This window comes from Mumia spirodelae (assembly GCF_050632745.1).
GTDB lineage: Bacteria > Actinomycetota > Actinomycetes > Propionibacteriales > Nocardioidaceae > Mumia.
The window spans coordinates 342,949-360,639 of record NZ_JBODSD010000003.1 but is presented as its reverse complement, the minus strand read 5'-3'; the positions used below and the strand labels follow the sequence as shown (position 1 = coordinate 360,639).

At 71.5% G+C, this 17,691-nt stretch carries 12 protein-coding genes; 7 read left to right on the top strand and 5 right to left on the bottom strand.

All coding sequences use genetic code 11. The annotated features are described in order from the left end of the window. Nucleotides 1-106 precede the first annotated feature (106 nt). The 3 genes from ACQSSQ_RS17290 to ACQSSQ_RS17280 are packed head-to-tail and all read left to right on the top strand — an operon-like array spanning nucleotide 107 to nucleotide 3,968. Complete coding sequence (locus tag ACQSSQ_RS17290; RefSeq protein ID WP_431328355.1) at nucleotides 107-1,603, top strand: aldehyde dehydrogenase family protein; 1,497 nt, start codon at nucleotides 107-109, stop codon at nucleotides 1,601-1,603. Next, the gene (locus tag ACQSSQ_RS17285) at nucleotides 1,600-2,769 is read left to right on the top strand and encodes a CaiB/BaiF CoA transferase family protein (RefSeq protein ID WP_431328354.1); all 1,170 of its coding nucleotides are present in this window, start codon (nucleotides 1,600-1,602) and stop codon (nucleotides 2,767-2,769) included. Before ACQSSQ_RS17290 ends, ACQSSQ_RS17285 begins: the two co-directional genes overlap by 4 nt. Next, on the top strand, nucleotides 2,766-3,968 hold the full coding sequence (locus tag ACQSSQ_RS17280; protein ID WP_431328353.1) for an acyl-CoA dehydrogenase family protein: 1,203 nt from the start codon (nucleotides 2,766-2,768) through the stop codon (nucleotides 3,966-3,968). The genes ACQSSQ_RS17285 and ACQSSQ_RS17280 overlap by 4 nt, the downstream gene beginning before the upstream one ends. A gap of 226 nt (nucleotides 3,969-4,194) precedes the next feature. On the opposite strand, the gene ACQSSQ_RS17275 is transcribed toward ACQSSQ_RS17280, so the two are convergent. Further along, nucleotides 4,195-7,284 (bottom strand): DUF6801 domain-containing protein, encoded by a 3,090-nt coding sequence (locus ACQSSQ_RS17275; RefSeq protein WP_431328352.1) that lies wholly within the window; start codon nucleotides 7,282-7,284, stop codon nucleotides 4,195-4,197. Nucleotides 7,285-7,551: 267 nt separating this feature from the next. On the opposite strand from ACQSSQ_RS17275, the gene ACQSSQ_RS17270 reads away from it, so the two are divergent. Next, the gene (locus ACQSSQ_RS17270) at nucleotides 7,552-8,280 is read left to right on the top strand and encodes an HAD family hydrolase (protein ID WP_431328351.1); all 729 of its coding nucleotides are present in this window, start codon (nucleotides 7,552-7,554) and stop codon (nucleotides 8,278-8,280) included. After that, entirely contained in the window at nucleotides 8,277-10,772 is a 2,496-nt protein-coding gene (locus tag ACQSSQ_RS17265) for a glycoside hydrolase family 65 protein (protein WP_431328350.1), read from the top strand. The genes ACQSSQ_RS17270 and ACQSSQ_RS17265 overlap by 4 nt, the downstream gene beginning before the upstream one ends. A 276-nt stretch (nucleotides 10,773-11,048) precedes the next feature. On the opposite strand, the gene ACQSSQ_RS17260 is transcribed toward ACQSSQ_RS17265, so the two are convergent. Next, complete coding sequence (locus ACQSSQ_RS17260) at nucleotides 11,049-12,281, bottom strand: DUF6801 domain-containing protein (protein WP_431328349.1); 1,233 nt, start codon at nucleotides 12,279-12,281, stop codon at nucleotides 11,049-11,051. 156 nt (nucleotides 12,282-12,437) lie between these two features. After that, nucleotides 12,438-14,039: a bifunctional phosphatase PAP2/diacylglycerol kinase family protein gene (locus tag ACQSSQ_RS17255; protein WP_431328348.1), complete on the bottom strand. Its 1,602-nt coding sequence runs from the start codon at nucleotides 14,037-14,039 to the stop codon at nucleotides 12,438-12,440. Between the two features lie 43 nt (nucleotides 14,040-14,082). Between ACQSSQ_RS17255 and serS the strand changes: the two genes are divergently transcribed. After that, on the top strand, nucleotides 14,083-15,357 hold the full coding sequence (gene serS / locus ACQSSQ_RS17250) for a serine--tRNA ligase (protein WP_431328347.1): 1,275 nt from the start codon (nucleotides 14,083-14,085) through the stop codon (nucleotides 15,355-15,357). Then, nucleotides 15,354-16,172 (top strand): HAD family hydrolase, encoded by an 819-nt coding sequence (locus ACQSSQ_RS17245; RefSeq protein ID WP_431328346.1) that lies wholly within the window; start codon nucleotides 15,354-15,356, stop codon nucleotides 16,170-16,172. The genes serS and ACQSSQ_RS17245 overlap by 4 nt, the downstream gene beginning before the upstream one ends. Before the next feature lie 138 nt (nucleotides 16,173-16,310). Here the strand turns inward: ACQSSQ_RS17245 and ACQSSQ_RS17240 are convergent, their stop codons facing one another. Together ACQSSQ_RS17240 and ACQSSQ_RS17235 are read right to left on the bottom strand one after the other, a co-directional pair. Continuing rightward, nucleotides 16,311-16,919 carry a winged helix-turn-helix domain-containing protein gene (locus tag ACQSSQ_RS17240; RefSeq protein WP_431328345.1) on the bottom strand — a complete coding sequence of 203 codons (609 nt, stop codon included), beginning with the start codon at nucleotides 16,917-16,919 and terminating at the stop codon, nucleotides 16,311-16,313. A 190-nt stretch (nucleotides 16,920-17,109) separates the two neighbouring features. Continuing rightward, nucleotides 17,110-17,679, bottom strand: a complete 570-nt coding sequence (locus ACQSSQ_RS17235) for a bacterial proteasome activator family protein (RefSeq protein WP_431328344.1) — start codon at nucleotides 17,677-17,679, stop codon at nucleotides 17,110-17,112. Nucleotides 17,680-17,691: the final 12 nt, after the last annotated feature.

Sequence of the window (17,691 nt, the reverse complement as noted above, 5' to 3'; positions counted from 1 at the left end):
CGCGCGCGCCCCGTCCGCGTTTTGAAGGGTTGCGGGTGGTTCCGGACCGGCGAACCAACCCGAACCCTTCAAAACGGGGATGCGAGCAGGACGGAGGGGAGCGGGCATGACGGCTGACGTCTCGTACGACCCGAGGACCGGCCGCACGAACGGCGAGGTCGCCGCCACCTCCGAGGCAGAGGTGGACGCGATCGTCGCGGCTGCGGCGGCGTGCGCGGCGGAGGTCGCCGCCACGCCGCCGGCCGAGCGTGCCCGCTGGTCCGGAGCCGTCGCGGACGCCCTCGAGGCGGCACGCGACGAGCTCGTGGACCTCGCGGACGCGGAGACCGCGCTCGGGCGACCTCGTCTGGAGGGCGAGGTCGCTCGGACCGCGGGGCAGCTGCGGTTCTACGCCGAGGTGGCGGTCGAGGGGTCGTACCTCGGCGCCACGATCGACCACGCCGCCGGTGCCAACCCCGCGCTCGCCCGCGTCAACGTGCCGCGCGGCCCCGTCGCGGTCTTCGGCGCGAGCAACTTCCCGTTCGCGTTCAGCGTGCTCGGCAACGACACCGCGTCCGCGCTCGCGGCGGGGTGTCCGGTCGTCGTGAAGGGACACCCGGCGCACCCGCTGCTCAGCCAGCGGCTCGGGGCCCTCGCGACGGAGGCGCTCCGCGACGCCGGCGCGCCCGAGGGCGTGTTCGGGATCGTGCACGGGTTCGACGCCGGCGTACGCCTCGTCGATGCACCGCAGATCACCGCCGTCGCGTTCACCGGGTCGCAGCGGGCCGGCATGGCGCTGCGCGACACGGCCGAGAAGCGGGACGTGCCGATTCCGGTGTTCGCCGAGATGGGCACCGTGAACCCCGTCGTCGTCACCGCCGCCGCGGCGCGCGCGAGGCTCGGCGAGATCGCGTCCGGATTCGTCGGCTCGTTCACGCTCGGCAACGGGCAGTTCTGCACCAAGCCGGGCCTGATGCTCGCCCCGCGCGGCTCCGGTGCCGCCGACGCGGTCGCCGCCGCGCTCCGCGACGCGTCGCCGCAGGGCTGGTCGCTGACGCAGGGCATCGCGGACGCAGCCCGTACCGGCGTGGGCGAGCTCGTCGACGCCGGCGCCGAGGTGGTCGCGCAGGTGGACGGGCCCGACGCCGGCTGGTCGGTCGCGTCCACGGTCCTCTCCGTGCCGCTCGACGCGCTCGAACCCGGGAGCCGGCTGCTCGAGGAGTGCTTCGGACCCGTGGCGCTGGTCGCCGAGTACGACGATGCCGACGCGCTCGCGCGTACGGTCGCCGCCCTCCAGGGCACCCTCGCCGCCGCCGTGATGGCGGACGGGGAGGCCGACCCTGACCTGCCCGGCGTGCTCGCCGAGCTCACCACCAAGGCGGGGCGCGTCACCGTCGGCGACTTCCCGACCGGCGTCGCGTACACGTGGGCGCAGCACCACGGCGGCCCCTGGCCCGCGACCTCGGACCCGACCGCGACGTCGGTGGGGGCCGCCGCGCTGACCCGGTTCACGCGCCCTGTCTCGTACCAGTCCGTGCCCGACGCGGCCCTCCCCGCGCCGGTGCGCGAGGACAACCCGTGGGGTATCCCGCGACGCGTCGACGGCCGGCTGGTGCTGCCGTGAGCGGTCCGGTCCGCGACAGCGCACCGCTGGACGGCATCGTCGTCGCCGACCTGAGCCGCGTCCTCGCCGGCCCGATGGCGACGTCGATGCTGGCCGACCTCGGCGCCACGGTCATCAAGGTCGAGCGGCCGGGCACCGGTGACGACACCCGCCAGTGGGGCCCACCGTGGACCGAGAGCGGCACCGCGTCGTATTTCGAGAGCGCCAACCGCACCAAGCGCAGCATCGCCCTCGACCTCCGCGACCCGGACGACCTCGCGCTCGCACGCACCCTCGTACGCCGTGCCGACGTGCTGGTCGAGAACTTCCGCACCGGGGCGCTCGACCGCCTCGGGCTCGGCTACGACGCGGTGGCCGCGGACAACCCCGGCCTCGTCTACTGCTCGATCACCGGCTTCGGCAGCGGGGCGGGCGCCGACCTGCCCGGGTACGACTTCATCGTCCAGGCGGTCGGCGGCCTGATGAGCATCACCGGCGACCGCGACGGCGAGCCGACCAAGGCCGGCGTCGCGCTCGTCGACGTGCTCACCGGCAAGGACGCCGTCATCGGGATCCTCGCCGCCCTCGCCGAGCGGGAGCGCAGTGGCCGCGGCCAGCGGGTCGAGGTCAACCTGCTCTCGAGCCTGCTCGGGTCGCTGGTCAACCAGGCGTCGAGCTATCTCACGACCGGCAACGCGCCGGGCCGGATGGGCAACCAGCACCCGTCGATCGCGCCGTACGAGACCCTGCGCTGCGCCGACGGCACGATCGCGGTCGCCTGCGGCAACGACGGCCAGTTCGCGCGGCTCTGCAAGGGCCTCGGGCGACCCGAGCTGGCCGACGACCCGCGCTTCGCCACGAACGGTGAGCGCGTCGCGCACCGGACCGCGCTGGTCGCCGCCCTCGAGGAGGCCCTCGCCGCGGACACCGCGGCCGCGTGGCAGCAGCGCCTGTCGGACGCCGACGTCCCCGTGGGCGAGGTCGGCGACCTCGGCACCGCGATCGCCCGCGCACGGGAGCTCGGACTCGACCCGACGGTCGACATCGGCGACGGCCACCCGGCGCAGGTGCGCCACCCCATCACGTACTCACGAAGCACCCCGGTGACGCCCACCGCGCCACCGGGTCTCGGACAGCACGACGACGAGATCCGCCGCTGGCTGGCGGACGAGACGGAGAACCCATGAGCACCAGCTCCACCCTGCCCGCGTTCGACCCGATGGATCCCGCCGGGATCGACGACCTCCTGAGCGCCGACGAGCTGGCGGTACGCGACTCCGTACGCCACCTGTGCGCCGAACGCGTCGACCCCTACGTCGCGGAGTGGTTCGAGCAGGGCGCGATCCCCGACATCCGCGGGCTCACGAAGGAGCTCGGCGCGCTCGGCGTCCTCGGCATGCACCTCGAGGGCTACGGCTGCGCGGGGATGAGCGCGACCGAGTACGGCCTGGCGTGCCTCGAGCTCGAGGCGACCGACTCCGGCCTGCGGTCGCTCGTGTCGGTGCAGGGGTCGCTCGCGATGTTCGCGATCTGGCGCTGGGGGAGCGAGGAGCACAAGCACGAGTGGCTCCCGCGGATGGCGGCCGGCGAGGCGATCGGGTGCTTCGGTCTCACCGAGCCGGACCACGGGTCCGACCCCGCAGGCATGCGGACGCGGGCGCGGAAGGACGCCGGCGGCGACTGGATCCTCGACGGCCGCAAGATGTGGATCACGAACGCACCCGTCGCCGACGTCGCGGTCGTGTGGGCGCAGACCTCCGACAGCCCGGCGGACGTCCGCGGCTTCGTCGTCCCCACCACCACCAGCGGCTTCTCCGCCCCGGAGATCAAGCACAAGCTGTCGCTGCGGGCGTCGATCACCGGCGAGATCGTGCTCGACGGCGTACGCCTGCCGGCCGATGCCGTCCTGCCCGAGGTGACCGGTCTCAAGGGGCCGCTGTCGTGCCTCAACGAGGCGCGGTACGGGATCGTCTGGGGCGCGATGGGCGCGGCGCGGTCCGCGTTCGCGGCGGCACTGTCGTACGCGGGTGAGCGCGAGCAGTTCGGGCGGCCGATCAGCGGCTTCCAGCTCACGCAGGAGAAGCTCGCGAACATGGCCGTCGAGTACACCAAGGGCGTCATGCTCGCGCTGCACCTCGGGCGCCGCAAGGACGCCGGGCGGCTGCGGCCGGAGCAGGTGAGCCTCGGCAAGCTCAACAACGTGCGCGAGGCGCTCGAGATCTGCCGCACCGCGCGCACGATCCTCGGCGCGAACGGCATCTCGCTCGAGTACCCGGTGATCCGGCACATGAACAACCTCGAGTCCGTGCTGACCTACGAGGGCACGACGGAGATGCACACGCTGGTGCTCGGCCAGGCGCTGACCGGCCAGCCCGCCTTCCGCTGACCGACCCCGCCCCCGTCCCGACCCGTCCGCGTTTCGTCCGCGTTTTGAAGGGTTGGCGTCGGTTTCGGCCGTCGCGAACCAACCCGAATCCTTCACAACGCGGACGTGACGAGGCCCCTGGCACCGGGAGGGCGGTACCAGGGGCCTCGGGGGTCACACCCCGCTGCGCTCGTTCAGACGGTGAGGGAGCACCGAACGACACGTCCGAGCGCAGCGGGCCGAACCCCTACCGGCGCTTGACCTTGACCTTCACCGTCTTGGTCGCCGCACCGGTGGTCGCGCTGCCGAGGTAGCGGATCTTCAGGCTGGCCTTGCCCGCCTTCGGCAGCTTCTTGAGGGTCACGACGGCGGTGCCGTTCGCGCGCAGCGTCGCCGTGCCAACCTTCTTGCCGCGGTAGTACACCGCGACCTTCCCGGACGGCGCGAACCCGCTGGCCTTCACGGTCACGCGCACCTTGGCCCGCGTCTTCTTGGCCACGACCTTCTTCGTCGTGACCTTCGCCGCGACCGAGGCCTTGGCCTTGAGCACCGCGACGCGCACGGACGAGACCGACGCCTTCGTCGCCGTGTCACCGAGGTAGCGCACCGACAGGGTGTGCGTCCCCGGCTTCAGCGCCGTACGAGGCAGCAGCACCGTGGCGCGGCCGCCGGTCACCGTCGTACGAGCGAGCACGCGGCTGCCCTGGGCGATCTCGACGCGACCACCGGCCGACGGCGAGACCACGACCGAGACGCGCGGCGAGGTGCCGTACCGGCTGGTCGGGGCCGACGCACGGACGGCCGACGCCGCCTGCCCGACCGTGACCGTGACCTTCGCCGTCGCTTCGTTGACGCCGTCGCTCACCGTGTAGGTGAAGGTGTCCGCGCCGACGAAGCCCGCCTTCGGCGTGTACGTCGCCTTGGCACCGTCGACCTTCACGGTGCCGTGAGCCGCGGCTCCCGCCTCGTACGACAGCGTCGTGCCGTTGGGGTCGACGCCCTTGAGCGCCACCTGGACCGGCTTGCCCGCGACGGTGGTCGCCGTGACGTCCTCGGCCGTCGGCGGCACGTCCACCTCGACGGTGCCGATGGTGAGGTTCTCGCCCTCCATCGCGGTGCAGTCCAGCCCGACCGCCTGGATGAAGCCACCGAGCACGCCCGGCGTCAGCACCGAGTTGATGAACATCTTCTTCGGCATCGCCACCGAGAGCGCGCCCGACTCCGGAGCGGTGAGCTCCGGCAGGCCGCCCTTGACCGGGATCGCCACGCCGTCAGCCGGGACCGGGAGGGTCATCGGCACGGTGTCCGACTCCAGGTCCGACATCGGGACCTCGTACGACGTGCCGGTGGCCGTCTCCGTGAACACGGCCGTCGCCGTCGCCTGGCCGGCGACCGCGGTCTGACCGAACCCGGCCTCCGCCAGCGGCGGGTAGTGCCCGGGCATGCTGGTCGTGAAGTCGGTGCCCGCGAGCAGCTCCGCCATCGGCTGCGCCATCTTCAGCGTGATGTCGGTGTCCGGGACGGTGAACTTCTCGCCCGGCTGGAGCAGCGCCGGCATGTGCGCCTTGACGTCGACGCGGAAGGTGGCGTCGCCGCCCATGATCGCGCCGACCAGGTCGCTCATCGACGGGTCGATCGGCGCGTCCGGGTCGGTCGTGGGCATGCCCGACGAGTCGACACGGATCGCGAACTCGCACCGGTAGCGCACGTCGTCGAGCACGCCGGGCGCTGCCGCTGCCGGCTCGACGACCTTCATCGTCACGGTGCCTGTGGTGGACTCGCCGGCCTTGTCGGTCATCGTGACCGTGAACGAGTCGGTCCCGACGAAGCCCGGGTCGGGCACGTAGGTGTACTTGTGCTGGATCGCGGCGAACTGCGAGTCGGTGCTCGCCGGGTTGTCGTCCCCGACGAAGAACGCCTTGATCGTGCCGTGCTCGGGATCGCCGTAGGTGAAGCGCGTCTCGGGCGTGTTCCAGACGAACGGGCCGTTGGAGTCGAGGTCACGCGCCCACGGCCAGCCGTCGAACGGCTTGTCCTTCGTCGTCGTGAACGTGCGGTCCGCGACGTTCGGAGCGGCGTTGACGACCGTGAAGGTGACGGTCGACGTGCTGGACTGACCCGCGGTGTCGGTCGCGGTGTAGTCGAACGTGAACGCGCCGGGCACGGCGTCCTCGGACGGCGCGACGACGACCTCGTCGCCCTCGAGCGACAGCCAGACGTTGCTCCCGCCACCCGGACCGACGGCCTTGCCGAGCTTGTAGGTCAGCGCACCCGTGCCGCCGCTGCCGGCGAGCTTCACCCGCGTCTCGGCGGCGAAGGAGCCGCGCAGGACCGGGTCCTGGAGGGTGATGTCCTCGGTGGTGACCGAGCCGGCCGCGCCCTGGACCTTGACCGAGACGGTCGCGGTGGACGTGCTCGTGCCGTCGTTGGCCGTGTAGGTGAACGAGTCAGTCCCGACGTAGCCGGCGCTCGGCGTGTACGTCAGGTTCGGCGCCGTGCCGCTCAGCGAGCCGTGCGCCGGAGCGGTCGTGGTGTAGGTGAGGTCGTCGCCCTCCGGGTCGGACGCGTCGAGCGTCACGGCGACGGCGGTGCCGGCCTCGGTCGTGACCGAGACGTTCTTCGCGACCGGGGGCTGGTTGGCCGGGGCGGCGATCGGGATCGCGCCGAAGACACCGTCCCCGTTGGGGCCGGCGGCGTCGAGGTCGCAGGTCAGCTTGACCGCACCCTCGCTGCCGACGACCGTCCCGTTGGCCGCGACCAGCGTGGCGGCGATGGTGAAGCGGCCGGGCATGTGCAGCGTCGCTGCCTCGGACGCGCCGGACGGCACGGTGATGGCCGGGACGTCGCCCTCGGTCGGGATCTTCCACTCGGCGCCGACCGCGGTCGGGACGTCGGTCTGCGGTGCAGCGAGGTTGTTGATGGGGACGACGAGCGGGTCCGCCACGCCGGGCGCCGTGATGGTGATGGCCGAGTCGGTGGACTTGCCGCCGGCGGTCTTCGCGCCGAGGAGGCCGACCGTGGACGCGCGGAGGTCCTCGGGCATCGTCAGCGTGATCTGCGTCTTGCGCGCCGGGATCGTCTCGCCGGCGGTGACCGAGTCCGGCACCTCCACTGACGCCCGTACGCCGACGTTCTTCACGCCGAGCGGAAGGCCAGCCGCGTCCACGTTGCACTTGTAGTTGTAGTTCTTGTCGAGCTGCGTCGCCGCGGATGCGGGGGCCGCTGCCGCGAGGCCGAAGGCGCTCAGCGTGCCGGCGACAAGCGCACCGGCAGTGACCGACCCGACAGCGCGGCGAGTCCTCGCCATGCCCCCGGGCAGCCGTGTGGACTGGTTCATCGTTCTCCCTCCAGAGAAACGCACTGCACAAACTCACAATGCACTGAATTAACTCAGTGTTACACGCCGAGATACATCGCGGAGCGATAAGCCGGAATCGGCCAGGAAGAATCTGTCGCTGTCTATGTACCGTGACGCGTGTCACGTCGTTGAAGTTGATTCAACCAACTAAGTCTTGGCGCCTGCACACCGGGGTCGGTCTTGGACCGCCCCTTGTTCTCGTCCACACGTGACGCGGCCGCAACCTGCACGCCATACCCTCAAGGGGTGACCGACTTCCCGCTGGTCCGCTGGGCCGACTACGACGCCGTCCTCTTCGATCTGGACGGCGTCCTCACCCCCACCGCCGAGGTGCACATGCGCGCGTGGGCCGCCATGTTCGACGCGTACTTCACCGCGCACGGGATCACACCGCCGTACACCGACGCCGACTACTTCGCGTACGTCGACGGCAAGCCCCGGTACGACGGGGTGAGGTCGCTGCTCGCCTCACGCGGCGTCGTCATCCCCGAGGGCGATCCCTCCGACCCGCCGTCCGCGGAGACGGTGTGCGGGCTCGGCAACCGCAAGAACGACGAGTTCGAGCGGGAGCTGAGCCAGAACGGCGTCACCCCGTACCCCGGCTCGGTCGCCCTCCTCGACCACCTCGCGACCCTCCCGGTCGCGCTCGCCGTCGTCTCCAGCTCGGCGAACGCCCCCAAGGTGCTGGCCGCCGCGGGCATCGCCGACCGGTTCTCCTTCGTCGTCGACGGCAGCGTCGCCCGTGAGCAGCAGCTCCCGGGCAAGCCGGCGCCGGACACCTACGCGTACGCCGCCAAGGAGTGCGGCACCGACGCCTCGCGATCCGTCGTGGTCGAGGACGCGGTGTCGGGCGTGGAGGCGGGCGCAGCCGGCGCCTTCGGCCTCGTCCTCGGCGTGGACCGCGGCGCGGGCCGCCAGGTCCTCCTCGACCACGGCGCGGACATCGTCGTGGCGGACCTGGGGGAGCTGGCATGAGCCCCGTCCCGCGCGACACCCCGCGCCCGGTGTCGGACTACCTCGACCGCCACCGCTGGCCGGTGGAGGGCTGGCGCCTCGTCGAGCGGTTCTTCAGCGCCGACGACCTCGGCCGTACGGAGACGCTCTTCGCCCTCGGCAACGGCTACCTCGGCCTACGCGGCAACGTCGAGGAGGGCCGCGAGTCGCACACGCAGGGCACCTTCATCAACGGGTTCCACGAGACCTGGAAGATCAACCACGCGGAGGAGGCGTTCGGCTTCGCCCGCGTCGGGCAGACGATCGTCAACGCCCCCGACGTCAAGGTGATCCGCCTCTACGTCGACGACGAGCCGCTGCTGCTCCCGGTCGCCGACCTCATCGACTACGAGCGGTCGCTCGACTTCCGCACCGGCGTCCTGTCCCGCGAGATCGTGTGGCGCACACCCGCCGGGAAGCGCGTACGCATCAAGTCCAGCCGCATGGTGTCGTTCACCCAGCGCCACCTGGCCGTGATGACGTTCGAGGTCACGATGCTGGACGCGGCCGCGCCCATCACGCTGTCGTCGCAGATCCTCAACCGGCAGGACGGCGAGGACGAGTACCACGTCCGTTCCGCCGCGATGGGCGAGGGCGCCGACCCCCGCAAGGCCGAACGCTTCGGCCGCCGCGTCCTGATCCCGCAGCTGCAGCTCGGCGACGAGGACAGCGCCCGGGTGATGCTCGGGTTCGGTGCCGCGGAGTCGGGCATGACGCTCGCGGTCGCCGCGGACCACACGATCGAGACCGCGGACCCGGTGCAGCGGCACGTCCAGGTCAAGGAGGACATGGCCAAGGTCGTCTACCAGGTCGACGCCCAGCCCGGCCGTACGATCCGGCTCACGAAGGTCGCGGCGTACCACACCTCGCGCGGCGTCCCGCCCCGCGAGCTCGCCGACCGTTGCCACCGGACCCTCGACCGCGTCGCCGCGGAGGGGATCGGGCGCCAGTTCAGCGACCAGAAGGCGTGGCTCGACGACTACTGGTCCAAGGCCGACGTCGGCATCGGCGGCCAGCCGTCGCTGCAGCAGGCGATGCGCTGGAACCTCTTCCAGGTGGCGCAGGCGTCCGCGCGCGCGGAGGGCGCCGGCATCCCCGCGAAGGGCGTGACAGGGTCGGGCTACGGCGGGCACTACTTCTGGGACACCGAGATCTACGTCCTGCCGTTCCTCACCTACGCCTACCCGCAGCTGGCCCGGTCGGCGCTGCGCTTCCGCTACAACATGCTGCCCGCGGCGCGGCGGCGCGCCCGCGACCTCTCGCAGCGCGGGGCGCTGTTCCCGTGGCGGACGATCAACGGCGAGGAGGCGTCGGCGTACTACGCGGCCGGCACCGCGCAGTACCACATCGACGCCGACATCTCGTACGCCCTGAGCCGCTACGTCGACGCCACCGGCGACACCGACTTCCTCATGCGCGAGGCGATCGACGTCCTCGTGGAGACCGCGCGCATGTGGGCCGACCTCGGGTTCTGGCGCAGCGAGGGACGCGGCTCGTTCCACATCCACGGCGTCACCGGCCCCGACGAGTACACGACGGTGGTCAACGACAACCTCTTCACCAACGTCATGGCGCGGTTCAACCTGCGCCGGGCCGCACGGGCGGTGCGCGAGCTGGAGAGCGCGTGGCCGCAGGCGTACTCCCGGATGGTGAAGCGCCTCGGACTCGACACCGACGAGGTCGACGAGTGGGAGCGGGCCGCCGAGGCGATGGCGATCCCGTACGACGAGCACCTCGGCATCCACCCGCAGGACTCGCACTTCCTCGAGCGGGAGGTGTGGGACCTCGCGCACACGCCGTCGGACAAGCGCCCGCTGCTCCTGCACTACCACCCGCTGGTGATCTACCGGTTCCAGGTGCTCAAGCAGGCCGACGTCGTGCTCGCGCTGTACCTGCAGGGCGACCAGTTCACGACCGAGCAGAAGCGCAGCAACTTCGAGTACTACGACCCGATCACCACCGGAGACTCGACGCTGTCGGCCGTCGTGCAGTCGCTGATCGCGGCCGAGGTGGGCTACTCCGACCTCGCCGTGCGCTACTTCACCGAAGCGCTGTACGTCGACCTCGCGGACCTGCACGGCAACGCCTCCGACGGCGTCCACGTCGCGTCGACCGGCGGCGTGTGGGGTGCGCTCGCGAGCGGGTTCGGCGGCTTCCGGGACTACAACGGCGAGTTCTCGATCGACCCGCGGCTGCCCGTGAGCTGGGACGACCTGACGTTCCGGGTCACGATCCGCGCGAGCCGCATCCGCGTCCACGTGACCGCCGACGCGGTCGAGCTGACGGTGGAGGAGGGCGCGGGGGCGAAGTTCTCCGTACGGGGCAAGATCGTGCACGTCACGGCGAAGGAGCCGGTCGTGGTCCCGCTGGACGGCCAGGGCCCTGCGCTCGAGGGCAATCCCGGCCCGGGCCCGCTGGACGGCGTACGCCGCGCCGACGGCTCGATCATCACCGCCACCGTCCCGCACCCCTAGCGCCCCCGCGCGCCCGCGGTGCTCGGCGCCCGGCGAGCCCGGCGCCCGCTCGGGTACCCCAGCGGACGGTGACCGACCCGAGCGTGCACGGTCGGGTCGGTTGCGGTTCGCTCGGGTACCCCAGCGGAGGCGCAGGCACATCGCCCGCGGGAGCCCCGTACGGGCCCCAGAACGGGCGACTGCCCCGGACCCGCGCGGGGTCCGGGGCAGTCAGCCCCCTCGGAGGGTCAGTACGGCTTGTCGCCGTGGCCGAGTCCCGAGACGAGCAGGGAGCGCCTACTTCTTGACCTTGACCTTGATGGTCTTGGTCGAGCCGCCGGCGTACGCGTTGCCGCCGTAGGTCAGCTTGACCTTGTAGGTGCCCTTCTTGGCGAACTTCTTGAGCTTGATCGTCACCTTGCCGCCGCGGACGGTGCCGGTGCCGACGGTCTTCTTGCCGACCTTCGCGGTGACCTTGCCGGTCGCCTTGAAACCGACCGTGTTGACGGTGACGGCGACCTTCGCGGCGGTCTTCTTGGCGCGGATCTTCTTGGTCACGACCTTCGCGGAGAGCGAGGACGAGGCCTTGCGGACGGTGAGGCGGGTCGCCGCCGCCGCGACCGGGTTGACGCGCGTGCCGCCGGAGTGGCGGAGCGTCACCGTGTAGGCGCCAGGCCGGAGCGCGGTGCCGGAGACCGGGATCGAGGCCGTCGTGCCGCTCACGTTGGCGGCGCCGATGCGGCGCGTGCCGACGTACGCGTCGACGCGACCGCCGACGGCAGCGCTCAGGCGGGCGGTGATCCGGGAGGCGCGACCGTAGGTGGCGGTCGCCGCGACGCCGGTGAGCCTGGCATCGACGTACGGCGCACCGCTGATGGCGATCGTGCCGAGGGTCGTGTCGGCGCTCGTGATCGAGCAGTCGAGCTTGACCTCCAGCTTGGTGTTGGAGGCCGTGTAGATCTGGGCCTGGATGGTGAAGGCGGCGGGCATGGTCAGCGTGGCCGTCCCGGTCGCCGTCGTGGGGAGCTTGATGGCGGGGACGTCGCCCTGCGTCGGGATGATCCACGAGGCGCCGGCCGTCGCCGGAACCGTGACCGGCGGCGACGAGAGGTTCTTGATCGGGACGGTCAGCGACGCCGACCCGGAGTCTGCGATCTTGATGCTCGCGTCGTTCGAGTAGCCGCCCGCCTTGCGCCCACCGAGCAGGGTGTAGGTCGCGTTGCGGAGGGACTCCGGCATCGTCAGCGTGATCTGGGTCTTGCGCGCAGAGATCAGCTGGTTGGGGGAGACCGACGTCGGGACGACGACCTTGGCGTTCACGCCGACGTTGTTGTCGGGAACGACGATGCCGCCGCCGGCATCCAGGTCACAGCTGTACTGGAAGTTCTTGTTGAGGTTCTGGTCGGCTGCGTGCGCAGCGGGCGCACCGGCCAGGACCAGGCCGCCGACGCCGGCCACGAGAGCCGCGCTGGTGGACGCGGCCGCGAGGCGTGTGCGGCCCGTCGCCCGGGCAGACTTCGTCTGAAGCATGATTGTCTCCCTCCGAGGATTCGGTGCGATCTGCACCACATGCGAAGACGAGTTCAACAGCGAGTTACCCCGAAGGGAACCCGGCGGTAACATCCGTTACCTGATCGTGACAATCGCCATGGCGCATGGCGACGGCAGCGCTCTCGGCCGCACCCGTCAGCGCGGCACGCGGAGCAGCAGGACGCCCGGCTCGACCGTCGCGCGGAGCTCGGTGTGCTCGCCGATCGGGTCGCCGTCGAGCTGCATCGGAGTCGGCCTGTCGGCGCGGATGACCACCGTCCGTCCTGTCATCCGGTCGAGCCGCTCGTCGGTGCGCTTGCGCCGCGTGAACAGGCGCAGCCCGACCGACAGGAAGGCGAACTTGTGCGGCGGGGCGATCGCGACCACGTCGATCTCGCCGTCGTCGATCTGCGCGTCCGGCAGCAGCGGGAGGCCGCCTTGCAGGAAGCCGACGTTGCCGACGACGACCGTCAGCGCGCGACGGCGTACGAACTCCCCGTCGTCCACCGAGATCTGCACCCGGACCCGTCCGAAGCGGAACAGCTGACGCGCGCCCGAGACCACGTACGCCAGCCAGCCGACCTTCTTCTTGAGGTCCTCGTTGGTGCCGGTCATGATCGCCGCGTCGAACCCCAGCCCCGCCATGACGAGGAACGTCGTCGTGTCCTCGGCGCCGTCGATCTGCAGGCGGACGAGGTCGACCGCCCGGTCCTGGCCGGTGAACGCGTTGTCGATCGCGTCGACCAGGTGCAGGGGCAGCGACAGGTTGCGGGCGAGGAGGTTGCCGGTGCCCAGCGGCACGATGCCGACGCTGGTCCCGCTGCGCGCGAGCTCGCCGCACGCCTCGCGCACGGTGCCGTCGCCGCCCGCCACGATGACGAGGTCGGCCTCGCCCTCGAGCGCCTCCGCGGCCTGCGCGGCACCCGGGTCGTCGACGGTCGTCTCCAGGAACACCGGCTCCGCCCAGCCGTGACGCGCGGCGGCCTCGGACACCCGCGCCTTGAAACCCTCGACGTCCCCGACCTTCACCGGGTTGAGGACGACCCCGACCTGGCGGCGCCCGGTCCCGGCGATCGCCGGCCGCTCCGGCTCCTCCACCGCGAACACCGGCCGCATGATCAGCCACCACAGCGCCAGCGGGATGGCCGTGCCGAGCGCGAAGCCCGCGACGACGTCGGACAGGAAGTGGACGCCCAGGAAGATGCGGTCGAGTCCCGCCGCGAGCCCCAGCGCGATCCAGAGCGTGATGACCGCCTTGCGCAGCAGCCCGCGGCGCAGCACCAGGAGCGTGACGATCACCATCACCGTCGAGAACGTCGCCCCGGCGGTCGCGTGACCGCTCGGGAACGAGTAGGAGTGGAGGACCGCGTACGGGTCGTCGAACGTCGGGCGGGCCCGCTCGAACAGCCGCTTGAGGCCCCAGACGGCGAGGAACTGCACGGGGATCGTGACCGCGATCCACACCGCGACCCGGTAGGCGCGGCGCCACACCGCCCACAGCACGACCACGCCGAGGACCACGCGCAGCACCATCGGGCCGAGCCAGTCCGCGGCCCACGCCAGGATGTCGATCAGCGTCTCGTCGCCGGCGACGAGGTCGTGCGCCCAGTCGGCGACGGCCTGGTCCAGGTCCATGAGCGGGGCCCACGCGGCGTACACCGCAGCAGCGAGCCCGAGGAAGACCACGAGGAGGATGCCGACCAACGACGGAAGGAGGGCAGGGCTCGCGGGACGGGCGCGGCGTACGTCGATCGGCACCCGATCAGGGTAGTCGTGTCAGTGTCGCCGATAGGCTTGGGGAATGATCGACGTTCGTACCCTTCGTGACAACCCCGACGAGATCCGCGCCGCGCAGCGCCGCCGCGGGGAGTCCGAGGCTGTCGTCGACGAGCTCATCGCCGCCGACGAGGCGCGTCGATCGTCCATCGGCCGGTACGAGGCGCTGCGGGCCGAGCAGAAGCAGCTCGGCAAGCAGGTCGCGAAGGCCACCGGCGACGAGAAGGCCGAGATCCTCGCCCGCACCAAGGCGCTCGCCACGCAGGTGAAGGAGGCCGACGCCGCCTCCGGCGAGGCCGGGCGCGCGTTCGACACGCTGCTCGCGACCCTCCCCAACCTCGCGTCGCCCGAGGCGCCCGCGGGGGGCGAGGAGGACTTCGTCGTCCGCGAGACCGTCGGAGAGCCCCGCGACTTCGCCGCCGAGGGCTTCGAGCCGCTCGACCACATCGAGCTCGGCCAGCGCCTCGGCGCGTTCGACATCGAGCGCGGCGCCAAGGTCAGCGGCGCCCGCTTCTACTTCCTCACCGGCATCGGCGCGCAGCTCGAGCTCGCGCTGGTCCAGATGGCGATGGACCGCGCGGCCGCGTGGGGCTTCACCCCGATGATCCCGCCGGCGCTGGTGAAGCCGTCGGCGATGGAGGGCACCGGGTTCCTCGGCCAGGCCGCCGACGACGTCTACCACCTCCCCAAGGACGACCTGTTCCTCGTCGGGACCTCGGAGGTGCCGCTCGCGGCGTACCACTCCGACGAGATCCTCGACGCCGAGTCGTTGCCGCGCCGTTACGCAGGGTTCAGCCCGTGCTACCGGCGTGAGGCAGGCTCGTACGGGAAGGACACCCGGGGCATCTTCCGGGTGCACTGGTTCGACAAGGTGGAGATGTTCGTCTACACGACGCTCGAGGACTCCTACGCGGTCCACGAGGAGCTGCTGGCGCACGAGCAGGACTGGCTCGACGCGCTGGAGCTCCCGTACCGCGTGATCGACGTCGCCGCCGGCGACCTCGGCCTGTCGGCCATCCGCAAGTTCGACTGCGAGGCGTGGATCCCCACGCAGGGCAAGTACCGGGAGCTGACGTCGACCTCGAACTGCACCCAGTTCCAGGCGCGCCGCCTCAGCATCCGGGTGCGCGACGGCGAGCAGGTGACGCCGCTCGCGACGCTCAACGGCACCCTGATGGCGTCGACGCGGACGATCATCGCCCTCCTCGAGAACCACCAGCAGGCCGACGGCTCCGTCCGCGTGCCGAAGGCCCTGCAGCCCTACCTCGCCGGCCGAGAGATCCTGGAGCCGCTGTCTTGACGTTGACCTCGCACACCACCGACGAAGCCCCCACCACCTGGCGTCCCCGCATCATCGCGCTCGACGTCGACGGCACGATCGTCGACTACGACAACGCGATGACCGACGCCGTACGCGAGACCGTCCGCGCCGCTGCCGACGCGGGGATCCACTGCGTGATCTCGACCGGGCGTGCGGTGCCCGGCGTGATGGACGCGGTCGAGAAGCTCGGGTTCACCGAGGGGCTCGCCGTCGCGAGCAACGGGTCGGTCGTCTTCTCGTACGACCCGATCGAGATCCTGCACACCGTCACGTTCGACGCGGCACCCGCCGTACGCGCGCTGCTCGAGGTGGTGCCCGACGCCGCCGTGGCGGTCGAGAACGTCGGCGTCGGCTACCGCATGAACAAGCCTTTCCCCGACGGGGAGCTGAGCGGCGACGTCGCTCACGAGTCGATCGAGGACCTCATCGCGAAGCCGGTGAGCCGCGTGATCGTACGCAGCCCCGACAGCTCCGCGGAGGAGTTCGCCGAGCTCGCGCACAGCCTCGGCCTGGAGGGCACCAACTACTACGTCGGCTACACCGCGTGGCTCGACCTCGCCCCGGAGGGTGTCTCCAAGGCGGCCGGGCTCGAGCACGTGTGCGCCGAGCTCGGGGTCGACCGGGCCGACGTGCTCGCGATCGGCGACGGCTCCAACGACGTCGAGATGCTGGAGTGGGCCGGTCGCGGCGTCGCGATGGGCCACGCCCCGCTCCACGTCCAGGCGGTCGCCGACGACGTCACCGAGACCGTCGAGAACGACGGCGTCGTCCGCGAGATCGAGAAGTACCTCTAGCTGCGGTTTCCCACGCTGACGCGGCAAGCCCCGGTTGGCGCGGGAAGCACGCCCCGCCAACCGCGACCAGCCACGTTGGCGTGGCAAACCGCACTGCCCCCGGGCCGGCCGCCCCCGTGCGCGGCCGGCCGCCGGGACTCAGGCGGTCAACGCGCAGATGGGCGCGTTGCCGACGACCTCGTCGAACACGTCGAGGACCTCGTCGACGCTCGGGCGCGTCGTCCGCGCCGGACCGGGCTTGGTCGCCGGACGCGGTCGGGTCGACGCCTCGCGGAGGTGCCGCTTGACGGTGGAGAGCGAGCAGCCGAGCCGCTCGGCGAGCTGGGCGAAGGTGTCGCGCGGGTAGGCGCGGCGGGCGGCGAGGATCGCCTCGTGGTCGACCGGCGACCCGGCCGTGCGCACACCGGCGATCCGGTCGATGTCGGGCGCGCTCACCGTGACACCGAGGCGGGTCCGGATCTCGTCGCGCTCCTGCGGCGAGGTGCAGGCCGCGTAGCCGGCGACGTCGCCGTCGACCACCGCACGGTAGAGGCACTGCACGAGCAGCGGGCAGGAGGCGCAGGCCTCGGCGGCCTTGTCGTGGGCGTCCTGCCAGGCGTCCCAGGTCTCACCCGAGCGTGTGACGTCCTCTAGTGGGTCGCAGAGGGTGTCGTAGACGTCGGCCATCGACGCACAGGGCGGGACGACGTCGAGCGTGGCGTCGACCTGACGCCGGTTGGACGGGTGTTGAGCCGAGACGGTTCGCATGGTTCCTGCATCTCCTTCGAGCGATGAGATGCAGGAAGTCAAACAGTTGCGACAAGGGGTGAGTCAGCGCACAAGTACTCATTAATGGACTGGATCGCTACTCAGGGCCAGTCAAGTACTGTCGCGTGCCTCACACTATCCGGTCAGGGGGTCACCCCAGATCGGCGTTGCCGGGGGCGCTGAGTACGACTCAGAGGTACATCCCCGGCCCGTGCTGCGGCGCGTCCTCGGTCGGCTGCTGCTGGCCGGGCATCCCCGGGTGCTGCGCCTGCTGCACTGCCGCGTGGCCGCCCGGCAGGGCGCGTCGCATCTGCTGCAGCTGTGACTGGGCCGCCATCTGCTGGGCGTAGATCGCGGTCTGGATCCCGTGGAACAGGCCCTCGAGCCAGCCGACGAGCTGCGCCTGGGCGATGCGGAGCTCGTCGTCGGACGGCGTCGTCTCGTTGAACGGGAGGCTGAGGCGCTCGAGCTCCTCCACGAGCTCGGGGGCGAGCCCGTCCTCGAGCTCCTTGATCGACGTCTGGTGGATGTCGCGCAGGCGCGCACGGCTGGCCTCGTCCAGCGGAGCCGACTTCACCTCCTCGAGGAGCTGACGGATCATGCTGCCGATCCGCATCACCTTCGCGGGCTGCTCGACCAGCTCGGTGACCGGGCGCTCCTCGTCGGGCTCCGGGTCGACCGGCTCGACGGCCTGGCCGTCAGGACCGACGACGGGGTGCTGGTCGGAGGAACCGGGGTGCGCGAACGAGTCTCCAGACATGCCGTCCACTGT